General features: G+C 49.7%; 12 protein-coding genes and 1 riboswitch. Of the genes, 3 read left to right on the forward strand and 9 right to left on the reverse strand.

Features of this window, described 5'->3' with window-relative positions:
• Nucleotides 1–71: 71 nt before the first annotated feature.
• A complete protein-coding gene (locus MJO46_RS07895; RefSeq protein WP_253988849.1) occupies nt 72–1076 on the reverse strand; it encodes a hypothetical protein in 1005 nt (334 codons plus the stop codon).
• 183 nt (nt 1077–1259) lie between these two features.
• Here MJO46_RS07895 and MJO46_RS19880 point away from each other — a divergent pair, with 183 nt between their 5' ends.
• Nucleotides 1260–1385 carry a hypothetical protein gene (locus MJO46_RS19880; protein ID WP_301541918.1) on the forward strand — a complete coding sequence of 42 codons (126 nt, stop codon included), beginning with the start codon at nt 1260–1262 and terminating at the stop codon, nt 1383–1385.
• A 171-nt stretch (nt 1386–1556) separates the two neighbouring features.
• On the opposite strand, the gene cobO is transcribed toward MJO46_RS19880, so the two are convergent.
• The 8 genes from cobO to MJO46_RS07935 all read right to left on the reverse strand — a co-directional run bounded on the left by cobO (nt 1557) and on the right by MJO46_RS07935 (nt 9834).
• A complete protein-coding gene (cobO, locus tag MJO46_RS07900; protein WP_253988850.1) occupies nt 1557–2180 on the reverse strand; it encodes a cob(I)yrinic acid a,c-diamide adenosyltransferase in 624 nt (207 codons plus the stop codon).
• A gap of 15 nt (nt 2181–2195) precedes the next feature.
• Entirely contained in the window at nt 2196–3824 is a 1629-nt protein-coding gene (locus MJO46_RS07905) for a cobyric acid synthase (protein ID WP_253988851.1), read from the reverse strand.
• Nucleotides 3825–3915: 91 nt separating this feature from the next.
• Nucleotides 3916–4524 carry a bifunctional adenosylcobinamide kinase/adenosylcobinamide-phosphate guanylyltransferase gene (gene cobU, locus MJO46_RS07910; protein WP_253988852.1) on the reverse strand — a complete coding sequence of 203 codons (609 nt, stop codon included), beginning with the start codon at nt 4522–4524 and terminating at the stop codon, nt 3916–3918.
• Nucleotides 4521–5309: an adenosylcobinamide-GDP ribazoletransferase gene (locus MJO46_RS07915; RefSeq protein WP_253988853.1), complete on the reverse strand. Its 789-nt coding sequence runs from the start codon at nt 5307–5309 to the stop codon at nt 4521–4523. The genes cobU and MJO46_RS07915 overlap by 4 nt, the downstream gene beginning before the upstream one ends.
• A 121-nt stretch (nt 5310–5430) precedes the next feature.
• On the reverse strand, nt 5431–6483 hold the full coding sequence (gene cobT, locus MJO46_RS07920; protein ID WP_253988854.1) for a nicotinate-nucleotide--dimethylbenzimidazole phosphoribosyltransferase: 1053 nt from the start codon (nt 6481–6483) through the stop codon (nt 5431–5433).
• Between the two features lie 78 nt (nt 6484–6561).
• The gene (locus tag MJO46_RS07925) at nt 6562–7710 is read right to left on the reverse strand and encodes an iron ABC transporter permease (protein WP_253988855.1); all 1149 of its coding nucleotides are present in this window, start codon (nt 7708–7710) and stop codon (nt 6562–6564) included.
• Nucleotides 7707–8588 (reverse strand): ABC transporter ATP-binding protein, encoded by an 882-nt coding sequence (locus MJO46_RS07930; RefSeq protein ID WP_253988856.1) that lies wholly within the window; start codon nt 8586–8588, stop codon nt 7707–7709. The genes MJO46_RS07925 and MJO46_RS07930 overlap by 4 nt, the downstream gene beginning before the upstream one ends.
• Before the next feature lie 105 nt (nt 8589–8693).
• Nucleotides 8694–8879, reverse strand: a riboswitch (cobalamin riboswitch).
• 220 nt (nt 8880–9099) lie between these two features.
• Nucleotides 9100–9834, reverse strand: a complete 735-nt coding sequence (locus tag MJO46_RS07935) for a histidine phosphatase family protein (protein WP_253988857.1) — start codon at nt 9832–9834, stop codon at nt 9100–9102.
• A gap of 162 nt (nt 9835–9996) precedes the next feature.
• On the opposite strand from MJO46_RS07935, the gene metH reads away from it, so the two are divergent.
• Both metH and MJO46_RS07945 read left to right on the forward strand, forming a co-directional pair.
• Entirely contained in the window at nt 9997–13731 is a 3735-nt protein-coding gene (metH, locus tag MJO46_RS07940; RefSeq protein ID WP_253988858.1) for a methionine synthase, read from the forward strand.
• A gap of 434 nt (nt 13732–14165) precedes the next feature.
• A complete protein-coding gene (locus MJO46_RS07945) occupies nt 14166–15200 on the forward strand; it encodes an IS110 family transposase (RefSeq protein ID WP_253988375.1) in 1035 nt (344 codons plus the stop codon).
• Nucleotides 15201–15259 lie beyond the last annotated feature (59 nt).

The following is a 15259-nucleotide window of genomic DNA, read 5'->3' on the forward strand; positions in this document are numbered from 1 at the left end:
ACTTCTATGGGTAACTCCCGCCTAAACTTCGAGCAACTAGTTGCGAGCCCTGCAGTCCTAAGCCACATTGTTTAAGGCGCATTGACACGCTCCACTTCCTCCAGTTTTTTTACTGCAAAACGACCACGTTCGGCTACTGCTTCAGACCTATCCGATGCAAATTTTTCAGCGAATTCCCTTGCAACAACTCCAAGATTTTCTAACTCCTGAATTAGAAATTCTACTGAAACTCGCCGAACGATAGGCGAACGATCATCAGCAGACATTTTTAACAAGTCGAGCAATGGAGTTTGAACATTTACTTTTCGCTCGGAAATGATCGGCTTTATCCTTCCCTTACAATATCGGACGTCAGTCCATTCCCACTTCCGACCTTCTATCCATGCTATTCGACCTTCGAATAAGCTTCGGAAAGCCTTGGCTCGAACGGTGGGCTGGATGGAGAGGCCTGCAATCTCTTTAATCTTTCCATCAAGAATCGGTGTGCGTCCAAGCTGAGAAAAGAGAGATGGCATAGGCCCTGATGTCGATAAAATTAACTTAGACCTAAGTAAATCTGCTATCTGCTCTTCGCATATGATCTGCAAAAGAACCTTTTTATCTGCTTCCTCAATCCTCCCCCAAGAATTCCAGTTGGAAAGTGCGATGCAAAGAGCTTCAACAACAACTTCAGGGTTTGTCGCTTTTGCAATCTCTAGTAGCTTTTCCCTTGCGGCCTCTCGAACTTGAGGTACCCAATCATTGAGCCTTCGAACGATAAGTGAAAAGAAGAAAATGTTTGGTGCTGCACCAGATAGTGTACGCAAAGTCTTTTCACGCTTATAGCCATCCCAACTTATTACATCTAGCCAAGTCAGCAATTCGGTAGGTTTAGACCAAATTTTCCACCTGGGTGGAGTTGACTCCCTTAGCGCCAAGGAAAATTCTGACCGAATTAAACTCTCCCAATGGTCAAAACTAGTGAGAGATAACTGAGAAGTCACATCAATAAGTACTGACATATCAGCTATGACTTTACTTCCCGAATTTATCGAGTTAGCAAACTCCCTCACTGCTGATATAACTTTATCTTCCATGATCTGCGATTGTCGCACCTATTTCTTGCCTCTTAACATTATGTTAGTGAATCGCCACCGATGCCGTAAGCACTTTGTATCATTACTAAAGTTTGGTCAACAGGGACGAATTACCCGACCTAAACATGAAAGACTTAAAATCTCTTTGGGGCAAATAGCTTTTTAGCTAAACGAACAGCAGAAGTGTTAGTTAAGATTGGCATTGTTACAACTGTGACCGTTGGCGGCATGGATGCCGTCGTCGAGCCCTCAGGGACGAGTTTATGGCGAGTCACAGGGGAAACAATGACAATTAATGCTGCAAACTGACGATAAAGTTATCTTGCTTTGGGGCAATAAATTTTTAGCTGAACGAGCAGCTAGAGGAGTAGTTAAGATTGGCATTGTTGCAACAGGGCGGCATAGCCGCCCTTTTATATCAGCCTCATATGGATATGGGTAATCATGTCACTTATGGTTATAACGACAAAAACACTTACCTTAATAATCAAATCCTTGCTGTGCTTTTATGCCAGCCTCAAAGGCATGTTTTATCGGTTGCACTTCACTGACGGTATCGGCCAATTCGATAATGGCGCGATGGCAAGCACGGCCCGTGATAATCACATGTTGCATGGGCGGGCGATTTTTAAGTGCACTAAGTACCCGTTCCACATCAAGATAGTGATAACTCACCATATAGGTCAGCTCATCGAGCATAAGGCAATCGATGCTCTCGTCTTGAAGCAGCGCTTCCGCGGCTTCCCATGCGAGCTCGGCGGCGGCGGTATCTTTTTCTTTATCTTGGGTTTCCCAAGTAAATCCGGTGCCCATCACATGAAATTCAACCCCTGCACCTTCAAGCAAATTACGCTCACCACATTCCCAAGTGCCCTTAATAAATTGCACCACCGCGGCTTTTTTACCGTGCCCTACCGCGCGGGCGACAGTACCAAAACCAGAGGTCGACTTACCTTTGCCATTGCCCGTTAAGACTAACAGAATGCCTTTTTCATCCTGGGCAGCAGCAACTTTGGCATCGACTCCCGCTTTGAGTTTTTGTTGACGCGCCCTGTGGCGTTCGGCCTTTAATTGCGCTTGGTCATTATCGTTTGCTGTTGTCATGGTCTGATGTTCATCCTACGGCTTAACTGATGCGGTTAAGATTGTTTGTAATTGTGGTAAGTCTAAGTGTTCGGCTAATACATCGGCCAAACGATCCAGTTGTTGTTCTCGTATCTGATTGATATCAATTGCTTGGGCATCTTCTAATCCCGCCCAGCGCAGAAGCAACTGACAGGCATCAGGGCTATCGAATAGTCCATGCAAATAGGTCCCCAAAATTTGTCCATCGTCACTTAAACAGCCATCGGCAAAGGAGTTATCCAGCTGTTGGTCAAGGCCGTTCTCATTTTTCAGCCATAATGGGGCTGGTTTATCGGCAATACTTGAGCCTAGATATTGGGACTCACCGCAGTGGATCTCATAGCCTTTTACCTCAACATTCTGCCCTTGCAGTGTTAAATGGCCTGTGACCCTACGTAGCTGTTTTTCAACCTTAAATTCGGTGTTTATGGGTAAATAACCCAGCCCTTGGCTAGTGCCTAAGGCGTCTTCAATCCCCATAGGATCGGCAATGCTTTCACCCAGCATTTGATAACCACCGCAAATCCCCAGCACTTTACCGCCATAGCGCAAATGCTTGGCAAGCTGCTGATCCCAGCCCTGTTCGCGCAAAAAGGCGAGATCGGCTCGTACATTTTTACTGCCGGGCAGGATCAATAAATCGGCGGCAGGCAAATGAGTAACCTGCTCCGCGGCTTGGGTTTGCAGTGACACATAGTCAAAATCGATATCGGGATGCAGCCTAAGCGGATCAAAATCCGTGTGATTACTGGTGCGCGGATATACTAATACCCGTACTTTAAAACGATTCTTAGCCTGCTTTGTGGGCGAATCTATCAGCGCATCTTCGGCGTCTAAATGCAGATCATGCAGGTAGGGCAGCACGCCTAACACGGGCTTTTGGGTATAGGCTTCGAGCCAATCGAGCCCAGATTGCAACAGACTAATATCGCCCCGAAAACGATTGATCACAAAGCCCTTTACCCGCGCCTGTTCCGACTCAGATAACAGCGCTAAGGTGCCCACCAAATGGGCAAATACGCCGCCTTTATCGATATCGGCAATGATGATCACAGGGCAATCCACCGCTTCGGCAAAGCCCATATTAGCGATATCCCCCTCACGCAGATTAATTTCAGCCGGGCTGCCCGCCCCTTCGACCACTATAGTTTGATACTCGGCCGTCAATCGCTCGAAGGAGTCCAGTACAGCGCCGAGTGCCATGGCTTTGTAATCTTTAGATTTAGGGCCAAAAAACGCCGAGGCTTCGAGCGTTGTTAACGCTTTACCCTGCACAATAATTTGTGCGCCCGTATCTGAGCTGGGCTTAAGCAGAATAGGGTTAAAATCCGTATGGGGCTCAAGATAGCAAGCCGCGGCTTGCAATGCCTGTGCACGGCCAATCTCACCACCATCGATTGTGACTGCGCTATTGAGTGCCATATTCTGCGGTTTAAAAGGCGCGACCTTGACACCCTGACGGGCGAGCAGACGACAAATCCCCGCCACCAGCGTGCTTTTACCCGCATCCGAGGTTGTCCCCTGCACCATTAAGACCTTGGCGCCTTGGGGCTGCCTTTGAGGCAAGGTCGACGTTGACGCTTTATCGGTTGCCGTGGGAGCGGGCGCTTTATTTGAATGCATGGGCAAGAACATCGCTCAATAGAGGAAAATACGATAAACGGATCATCTTTTAATACGAACTAAACGCTAAAGCGGCACAGGATAAAATCCACTAACTCGATTTAAGCACCAGCGGTAAACCCGCCACCACTAAGGTCACATTGTCCGCGACCGCCGCAACGGCTTGATTTAACCAACCCGCTTCATCCACAAATTGGCGACTGAGTTCCCCTAAGGGCACAATGCCAGAACCAACTTCATTGCTGATTAAAATCACCACACCTTCAAGGGTATTTAATCCATCGACAAAGGCGTTTTTTTCCTGGCGCCAATGGGCTAAGGCATCGCGTTTTGAGGCTGATGCCGCAAAATCGACGGCAAAATCCGATTCGGTCGAAGCTGGTTCATCCTCGGGACTCGCTGCAAGTAATTGATTGGTTAACCAAAGTGTTAAGCAATCCACCAGAATCACGCGCCCCGGTTTAGCTAAACCTGTTAGCTGGGCGGTTAATGCCAAGGGCTCTTCAATCAACTGCCAGTCGATATCATCCTTGGCACGCCCATCCTGATGTAAACGAATGCGGCTGGTCATTTCGGCATCGAGCGCCTGCGCGGTCGCCACATAGCAGGCATCGAATCCTAAGGCCGTATATTGGCGTACTAAGGCTTCGCCGTAGCGGCTCTTACCGCTACGGGCACCGCCTAGCACTAAATGGATCACAGTATGCTACCTACGACCAGCAGCACGAAATAACACACTATTTCAGATATTTGCTGCGCGGCGCCTAGGGTGTCACCGGTATAACCGCCAATCTGACGCCTAAAAATAACCACAAATAATCGCCGTAACCCTATCATCACTAATAACAGGGACAGTGCGGCTAGGCCCTTGAGGAAAAGCAGCACTAACACACCACTGGCAATTAGGATAAATAGCTCATTAACGCCTTGGTGCTGCGATAATGGCTTAGACTTGCTGGTCTCATCGTCACGCACATACTTTTCGGTAAAGATAATACTGGCGGCGACCACGCGGCTCACGGTATGCGCCACTATCAATGCCGATCCCGCAACCACAGGATCATACAGCGCCAACTCGACCAATAACTGCCATTTCAGCAGCAACACCAACATCAAGGCCAGAGCGCCATAGCTACCAAGGCGCGAGTCTTTCATAATGCGTAGCTTGTCTTCGGCCGTCCAGCCGCCACCGAAACCATCGAAGGTATCGGCTAAGCCATCCTCGTGGAATCCGCCGGTGAGCAAGACGCCGGTCACCATAGCCAGGAGCACAGACACCCCTGCAGGCAGCCAGTTCTGCGTCAGCCAAAATACAATGGCGCTTAACAGGCCGACCAACAAACCGACTAGACCAAAATAACGGCTCGCCTTGTTTAATTTATCCGCATCGACCTCCACCCATTTGGGCATAGGAATGCGGGTAAAATAGCCCATGGCAACTAAAAATAAATCTATCTCTTTGTGCCAGCTTTCGCGTTCTGACATAAAGCATCCTTAGTGAGTTAACACTTGCTGCAAGGTTTAAGGTTAAAACAGTTAGCTAAAAGTTATTGTTATTATTTTAAACAAGTTAAATAGATTAAATAAGCGACTTAGCTGGCACACATCATACAACAGCCTCAATACCTGCATCACTAAAACTCGCCATTTGATTGTAAAAATTTACTGCGGCTTGAATTAACGGCAATGCCAAGGCGGCCCCAGTCCCCTCACCTAATCTCAAGCCAAGGGACAACAAGGGCTTAGCCTGTAGATGGGCCAACATACGCTGGTGCCCTTGCTCCTCGGACTGATGGGCAAATATCAAATAATCACGCACATTAGGGGCGATTTGCACTGCGACTAATGCTGCGGCTGTGGCGATAAAACCGTCCACGACCACCAGCATATTACGCTCGGCTGCAGCCAGCATGGCCCCGGTCATCTGCACTATTTCAAATCCGCCGAGGCAGGCTAACACCGCCCTTGGACCCGTTAAAGCGCTTTGATGCAGTAACAGGGCTAACTCAATTAACATCAGCTTACGTTCTAGGGTTTCGCTGTTAATGCCCGTGCCACGGCCAACGCATTCCGCCACATCGAGTTGCATCATCGCCGCCATAATGGCAGAGGCGGCAGAAGTGTTACCTATACCCATTTCACCAAAGGCGACCAAATTACAGCCCCCTTGATGGTGGCGTTCAATAAGATCCCGCGCCATGGCAAACCCTTTATCGACGGTTTCAAGCGCCATAGCAGGTTCTAAATGAATAGCGCCAGTACCAGCGCCAAGCCGTTGATCGATAATGCCTTCAACCCCTTCAAGCGGCGTTAAAATACCGCAGTCAATCACTTCGAGCTTAAACCCCAGCTGACGGCAGAACACATTGATCGCCGCGCCGCCGTGGGCAAAGTTTTGCACCATTTGGCGGGTCACTTCGCTAGGCGCAATCGACACCCCTTCTGCGGCAATACCATGATCGCCCGCAAATACCAACATGGTCGGTTTTACTATCTGCAATTGCTGCGGCCCTTGTATGCGGGCAATTTGCAATGCTAAGGATTCGAGCTGGCCGAGGGCGCCGGGCGGCTTAGTCTTAAGGTCTATTTTCTGTTGAATTATCTGATCTTGTACTTTGCTCACAGGGCTTATTTGAAACGAAACGGCTGATTGAGACATTCACACTCCACTTGCCAATCCAAATTGAATCACTACGACGCATCCCACGCCGATTTTCCATACGTCTTAAGCATTAAATTAGCTGGTCACTTTTCGCCGACGCAGAATAAGCAAAAAGAAAAAACTGCCTATCGCGGCGGTGATAATGCCCACGGGTAACTCTTGATTACCGAGCACACAACGGGCGAGTACATCTATCCACACCATAAATAATCCCCCCACCAAGGCGGTTAACACTATGGGCTGGCGGCCGGGAAATAATAAGCGCACCGAGTGGGGGATCATCAATCCGACAAAGCCAATCCCGCCACAGGTAGCGACTAAAATCGCCGTAATTAAAGAGCAGAGCAACAGCATATTGAGTCGCAATTTGGGCACGTTCACCCCTAAGGTATGGGCGGTTTCATCCCCGGCCTGCAATGCCATGATCTGCCGTTTCATCCCTAAAATGATCAGCAGACTCGCACCGACCACTAAGGTCGGTAAAATCAACAGCGGCCAACTGGCCTTAGCAAAACTGCCTAAGCTCCAAAACAGCACCGATGCCGTTGCCTGCGGGCTAGCAAAATACAACAGCAAACTGGTTAAAGCGCCAAACATAAAAGAGGTCGCCACACCGGAAAGCAACATGCGCTCCACTTGGCTGTTGAGCCCAAGCCCCGACAAGGCAAGCACAATCAGCACAGATAAACTGGCGCCAATAAAGGCGCCAAAGGGCAAGCTAAACCACAGTAAACCTGCAAATACCCCAGAACCACTGAAGATCCCCGTATTGACAACAACCCCGACACTCCCAAATAAACCAGATCCTGTGAAGAGAGTGAGCATAACGACAGCCCCAAAGGAGGCGCCCGAACTAATACCGAATAAATAGGGATCGGCCAGTGGATTGCGGGTCACGGTTTGCAGCACACTCCCCGCCAGAGACAACCCCGCCCCCGCCACAAAGGCGAGTAAAATTCGTGGCAGCCTAAGCTCCATCACAATCCGCTCTGTGATGCCATTCACATTCGTTGGATTAAGAGTGCCAAAGCTCTGGAGTAACTTAGTGATAAACACATGCAATACATCTAAAAAACCAATAGTCGCCGCCCCAAAACTCGCCGCGGCGATTGGCGTTAATATCCCTAGGACCACGAATCCTAGGATCAACCATTGCTGTTGTGTTAACGGTGTCAAAATGCGATTAACCATACTGCCGAGCATATGTGTCATTGCGTGCTTCATTTATCCCCCTCAAGTTCGCTGGGGTAAAGTTTGGGGGGCTGCGACTCGTGTAAGCTCTGATTCGGTTGATAACCGTAAAAGTAACTAATCAAAGGATTGCCATGTTGCGGATGGCTCGATACCTGAGCGCAGACACCAAAGACATCGGCGATACGCGCCTCGGTTAACACCTCAGACGGGGTGCCCATCGCACTCACTGCTCCCTTATCGAGCAATAGCAAACGGTCACACAGGGCGCTGGCTAGATTGAGATCGTGGATTGAGGCTATCACGCTAATACCAAGACTCCTCACTAATTCAAGGATTTGGATCTGATAACGCACATCGAGATGATTAGTAGGCTCATCTAAAATCAGTAACTGTGGCTGCTGGACTATGGCGCGGGCGATAAGGGCTCGCTGCTTTTCGCCGCCGGACAAACGCTCATACTGTTGGTGCAGTTTTTGGCTTAGTCCCACCTTTTCCAGCGCCTTAGCAATCCTTTGGCTATCACAGCTAGAATTAGTGTCGAACATGCCCTTATGGGGCGTTAATCCCATTGCCACCAACTGCTCGGTCGTCATATCAAAATAATGGGGCGTATCCTGCTGTACAACGGCAACTTTGCAGGCGAACGCCTTGGGCGATAACTGCTCAATATTTTGATTAAAAAGACTAATACTGCCACGGCTTGGGCGTACAAAGCGGTAAATACAACGCAGCAGACTCGACTTGCCCGCACCGTTAGGGCCAATAAGCCCCAGCATTTGGCCGCTTTGCAAAGCAAAATTAATATCCGCGAGAATGGTTTTTCCCTCGATAACCCAGCTCAAATCGCTCACCTTGAGTGCGGTATCCGGGATAGAGGTTTTAATTGGTTGTAATGGCAACGGCTTCACTGAGACTCAGCCCCCGCGTAAAAACAACCCTTTGCCCAAAAGGCCAATATAGTGATCATCATATTCTGCTCCCTCGAGTTACCCGCTCGAGAACTAAAGCTGCATGCAGCGATAACAGCAATAGGCAGGTCTCCTGACTTGTAGGGGAAGAAGGTTCTAGGTTCTAGGCGCTTCTTTTACTACTCACAGTTGCGGGTACAGTTCGGGCTGGCTGACGGGCAGCGCCCCGATTCCCTATTATGTATGGGTTGATATGCTCGGGTTTTCACGACTTATCCCAGTAGCAAAATATCCAAGAGCACATTCCCAACACCTATTGCTGCGATGTTTCCGCTTAAGCAGACCCATCAAGAAAATGCATTATCCTATATCTAGCTTGTAAGGCAATGCCGTTTAAATGATAAAACCCTGATATTAATTGTGTTAACACATAAACCAGCACAGACAAGGGATTTCCCGCATCAAGTGCACATTGACTTTGCATTTGGCACTAGGCATTTGGCACTTGGCACTAGGAACTAGGCCAGTTTAAACGCCAATAACGCTCACCGAGTGTATCTTCGAGCACATTGATACCCACCACTGCGGCCTCTGGCAGTGTCAACTGGCTATAAAAACCTGGCACCTGCACCGCCCCTAGCGCCCTTGCCATTAAATGGCGGAGCACGCCGCCATGGCTAATGATCCAAATAGTGGCGACTGGTGCAGTAATCGACTCGGCGCTTAGTGTTGCCTCAGACTCAGCAGGGGCAGCCTCAGCCGGGGCGACTGGATTATCCTTTGCCATTTGAGCAAAGGCTTGATCCAAAATTCCCTCGATGGCGGCATTTATTCGCTGCTCAAAACTCACCATTGATTCCCCTTGGGGTGGCGCTGCTAGCCATGGATTTTGCCAATAGGCCGCCAGCAATTCGCCTTCTTGTCGATATAGCTCCTCGAATGTGCGCCCATCCCAATCACCAAAATCGAGTTCCTGCAAACTATCGAGCAAGGTGACGTCCAAGGGGCTAGATACATGCGGATTTTGCCCCTTCTCGCGCAATGAATCGGCAAACGCCTTAGCAAATTCGGCGCAGCGCCTTGAGGTGGAGCTATAAATCCCATGGAAAATCCCCGACCGCGCCGCTACCGCCGCCGACATCTGCTGCCAACCCTTTTCACTCAGGGGTACATCGACGCGACCACGTAAAATCGCTCCGCCCTCGCATTCCCCGTGGCGCAACAGTAATAAGCGAACTTGTTTCATATTTGACTTTCATCTTGCCCTGACAATCCGATGTCGCGTATTATGGACGTCTATACGTTTAAATGTCCAAAACAAAACGAACGACATCCAATAATAAAATGCAATTTGTCACCGGATTGCGTACTTTGGACTCAACTTAGCTGTAGTAAAGGTAATCATTTTATGGCGATATCACCCCATCGAGCAGGCCAAATACTGGCAGACATTCGCAACCAACTGTCCCAGCGCATCCTGATCTTAGACGGCGCCATGGGCACTATGATCCAAGGCTACAAGCTGGAAGAAGCCGATTATCGCGGCGAGCGTTTCAAGGATTGGCATACGGATGTCAAAGGCAATAACGATCTATTAGTCCTGACTCAGCCGCAGATCATCAAACAAATCCACACCGACTACTTAAATGCCGGTGCCGATATTATTGAAACCAATACCTTTAACGCCACCACCATCGCCATGGCCGACTACGATATGCAGTCGTTGTCCGCCGAAATTAACCGCGAAGGCGCGCGCCTCGCTCGGCAGGCCTGTGATGAAATAGAGAAAGCCACGGGGATCCCACGCTATGTCGCCGGTGTGTTAGGGCCCACTAACCGCACTTGCTCGATTAGCCCAGATGTGAACGACCCTGGCTATCGCAATGTCAGTTTCGATGAGTTAGTGACCGCTTACAAAGAATCCACTAAGGCGCTGATCGAAGGCGGTGCGGATATCATTATGGTCGAGACCATTTTTGATACTTTGAACGCCAAGGCCGCGCTGTTTGCGATTGAATCTGTCTTCGATGACTTATTTGGCGCCAATTCACCAGCGCGTTTACCTGTGATGATCTCCGGCACTATTACCGATGCCTCGGGCCGCACGCTTACAGGTCAAACGACCGAAGCCTTTTACAATTCCCTTCGCCATATCAAGCCCTTATCTATCGGTCTTAACTGCGCCCTCGGGCCAAAAGAGCTGCGCCCCTACGTCGAAGAATTATCCCGTATCGCCGAATGTTATGTGTCGGCGCATCCAAATGCGGGCCTGCCGAACGAGTTTGGCGGCTACGATGAAACCCCAGAGGATATGGCGAATGTAATCGAAGATTGGGCGCGCGAAGGCATGCTCAACATTATTGGCGGTTGCTGTGGTAGCACGCCTGAACATATTCGCGTTATCCGACAAGCGGTTGAAAAATATGATCCTCGCGTATTGCCCGATATCCCCGTCGCCTGCCGCCTTGCGGGTTTGGAACCGCTCACTATCGATGCCCAAACCCTATTTGTAAACGTGGGTGAACGCACCAACGTTACAGGTTCGGCCAAGTTTTTAAAGCTGATTAAAGAAGGCAAGTTCGAGCAGGCGCTCGATGTCGCCCGTGAACAGGTTGAAAGCGGCGCGCAGATCATCGACATCAACATGGACGAAGGCATGCTCGATGGCGTGGAGATCATGCACAAGTTTTTAAACTTGATTGCCTCTGAGCCCGATATCAGCCGCGTACCCATTATGATCGACTCCTCTAAGTGGGAAGTGATCGAAGCTGGCCTCAAATGTATTCAAGGCAAAGGCATTGTTAACTCGATTTCCCTTAAAGAAGGCGAAGCGAAATTTATCGAGCAGGCGACCTTAGTCAAACGCTACGGCGCGGCGGCCATTATCATGGCATTCGACGAGCAAGGTCAGGCCGATACTAAGGCGCGTAAAATCGAAATCTGTACCCGCGCCTACCGCGTACTGGTCGATAAGGTCGGTTTTCCGCCAGAAGACATTATCTTCGACCCGAACATTTTCGCCATCGCCACAGGTATCGATGAACACGATAACTATGCCGTCGATTTTATTGATGCCATTAAAGCGATTAAGGCCACCCTGCCCCACGCAATGATCTCGGGCGGGGTATCGAACGTGTCGTTCTCCTTCCGCGGTAATAACCCTGTACGTGAAGCGATCCATGCGGTATTCCTGTACCACGCGATTAAAGTCGGCATGGATATGGGGATTGTCAATGCGGGCCAGTTAGCGATTTACGATGATATCGACCCCGAGCTTAAAGAGCGGGTTGAAAATGTAGTGCTTAACTTACCCTGCCCAGTCGAAGGCTCGAGCAATACTGAACAACTTCTTGAGATTGCAGAAAAATTCCGCGGTGATGGTTCCGCTGCGGCCAAAAAAGAAGATTTAGAATGGCGCTCATGGCCGGTCAATCAACGTTTAGCCCATGCGCTGGTGAAAGGCATTACCGAATTTATTGATGAAGATACCGAAGCCGCTCGCCAAGTCGCCTCCCGTCCGTTGGATGTGATTGAAGGCCCGCTGATGGACGGCATGAATATCGTCGGCGACCTATTTGGCTCGGGCAAGATGTTCCTGCCACAGGTGGTTAAATCGGCGCGGGTAATGAAAAAGGCCGTGGCCTACCTCAATCCCTTTATTGAAAAGGAAAAGGTCGCAGGCCAGTCTAATGGCAAGATTTTGATGGTTACCGTAAAAGGTGATGTGCACGATATCGGCAAGAATATTGTCGGCGTGGTGCTCGCCTGTAATGGCTTTGAAGTATTTGATTTAGGCGTGATGGTGTCGGTGGAGCGGATCCTTGAGGCGGTGAAAGAGCATAATATCGACATTATCGGCATGTCGGGCCTGATCACCCCAAGCCTCGATGAAATGGTGCATAACGTCAAAACCTTCCACCGTGAAGGGCTGACCATTCCGGCGATTATCGGCGGTGCCACTTGCTCGAAAATCCACACAGCAGTGAAGATTGCCCCCCATTATCCCCATGGCGCCATCTATATTGCCGATGCGTCCCGCGCCGTGCCTATGGTCAGTAAACTGGTCAATAACGAAACCCGCCAAGCGACCATTGATGAAACCTATGCCGAATACGACGATATGCGCACTAAGCGTTTATCCCAGGCCAAGCGCAAAGAAATAGTGTCACTCGAAGCGGCCCGCGAAAACCGCTGCCAACACGATTGGGCCAACTACACCCCATTCAAACCTAACGTGCTCGGTCGCCAAGTGTTTGATGATTATCCATTAACGGATTTAGTTGAGCGTATCGACTGGACGCCGTTTTTCCGCGCGTGGGAACTCCACGGCCATTATCCCGAGATTTTAAGTGACAAAATTGTCGGTGAAGAAGCGCAAAAGCTGTTCGCCGATGGTCAAGCCATGCTTAAAAAAATCATCGATGAAAAGTGGCTCACCGCCAAGGGCGTGATTGGGCTGTTCCCCGCTAATACGGTTGGCTTTGATGATATTGAGCTCTATACCGATGAGTCGCGCACCACAGTTGAAATGACTACCCATCACCTTAGGATGCAGCTTGAGCGGGTCGGTAACGATAACTTCTGTCTCGCCGACTTTGTGGCGCCAAAAGATAGCGGCGTCGCCGACTATATGGGCGGATTTGCGGTCACTGCGGGCCATGGTATCGATGAACATATCGCCCGTTTTGAAGCCAACCACGACGACTACAACGCCATTATGCTCAAATGTTTAGCCGACCGTTTAGCCGAAGCCTTTGCCGAGCGCATGCACGAGCGCGTGCGTAAGGAGTTTTGGGGTTATGCCGCCGATGAAGCGCTAGATAACGAAGCCTTAATCCGCGAGAAATACAAAGGCATACGCCCCGCACCGGGTTACCCAGCTTGCCCGGATCACACCGAAAAAGGCTTGCTGTGGGAACTGTTAAAGCCCGATGAAACCATCGACTTAAACATCACCGAAAGCTACGCCATGTTCCCCACAGCGGCAGTATCCGGCTGGTATTTTGCCCACCCGAAATCCCGCTATTTTGGCGTGAGTAATATTGGCCGCGATCAGGTGGAGGATTATGCGAAGCGTAAAGGGATGACAGTAGCTGAGACGGAGAAGTGGCTAGCACCAGTGTTGGATTATGATCCTGAATAGGGAGTGATCCAGAGTAATCTGGATCGGACTTACGCTAACGCGGTGTAAGATCGGTCTTGCGACCGAAAAGGTCGTGGGGCTTCACCCCACACCCGACCAAGGAGGACTGCTCGTCCTATCCTCCTTGGATTCTCCAAGACGCCCCTAGCGAAGTTACATGCATTAGAGACTGGCCTTAGTCTTATGGATAAATTGCTATCGCTTCCGAAGGCAACGTCCCTGTACCTACGGAAGCTAGCCGGTCATCCATGACCGGACTCACGCAATTTATTCCAACGCCCCGCGGCAACTTCGCAGGGGATGGGAGAACTTCTGTAAGGTTAACGTTAACTTTTCGCATTCAAAAAGCTATGCATGCTGGGATGGTCACCTCGGTCTCGGCATCGCAATGTGCCATGATTTAGGTGCACAAAATCTGACGCGAGGTGACCGATATGAACTATAAACTCATCAGCATTGATTTGGCAAAAACTGTCTTCCAAGTGGCTGCCTTCAATCATGACAATACCATTGCTTTTAATCGTAAAATCAACCGTTCTGCATTGCTCAATACCCTTAGGCAATGTGAACCGACATTAGTGGTGATGGAAGCCTGTTACAGTGCTAATTACTGGGGGCGGGCTATCGAAAAGCTCGGCCATACCGTCAAGCTTATCCCCGCCAGAATGGTAAAAGCCATGCTAGTCGGTAATAAAAATGACGCCAATGATGCGGTTGCCATCGGAGAAACCGCTGGCCGTCCTAAAGTGAGTCTACTTCGTCCAAAAACGGTCGAGCAGCAGGACATTCAATCTTTGCTGCGCATTCGTGAGCGCTTGGTGGAGAATCGTACCGCTAACTGCAATCAACTGCGTGGTTTCCTTGCGGAATACGGCCTGATTATCGCAAAGACTCGCCGCCAGTTGATGTTAGCCATTCCGCTCATTCTTGAAGATGCTGACAACGAGTTATCCACGGTTGCCAGAGGGTTTATTCAACGACTCTATGAGTTTCAGTTGTATTTAAATGAACAAATCGACCAGATTGCACAGGAAATATTAGCCCTTGCCCAAGCGATGCCGCTGTACTCCCTACTGCTAACCATCCCCGGTGTCGGTCCTATCGTGGCATCAACCCTATTAGCCAGCATTAATGAAGTGAATGATTTTAAAAATGGCCGGCAATTAGCAGCATGGCTAGGGCTAACCCCTTCACAGTACAGTAGCGGTACGACAAATCGGCTCGGCAAGATAACCAAGCGCGGCAATCAAACGCTCAGGCGGTTACTTATCCATGGCGCAAGAACCGTGGTGAACTGGTGCGATAAGAAAGACGACTCACTAAGCCTGTGGCTACAACGACTTAAACAACGCCAACACGTTTGCAAAGTGGCGGTCGCCTTGGCGAATAAGATGGCGCGGATGGTGTTTGTGGTGATGAGCCGCGGGCAAGCATTTGATATGGATAAGGCATGTAAAGTTGCGGCGTAATACAGCGTTTTTTGCGTAAATAGACTCAAAATGTAAATAGATAAATGTCCATCAAAGCA

This window comes from Shewanella sp. KJ2020 (assembly GCF_024197625.1).
Taxonomy (GTDB): Bacteria; Pseudomonadota; Gammaproteobacteria; order Enterobacterales; family Shewanellaceae; genus Shewanella.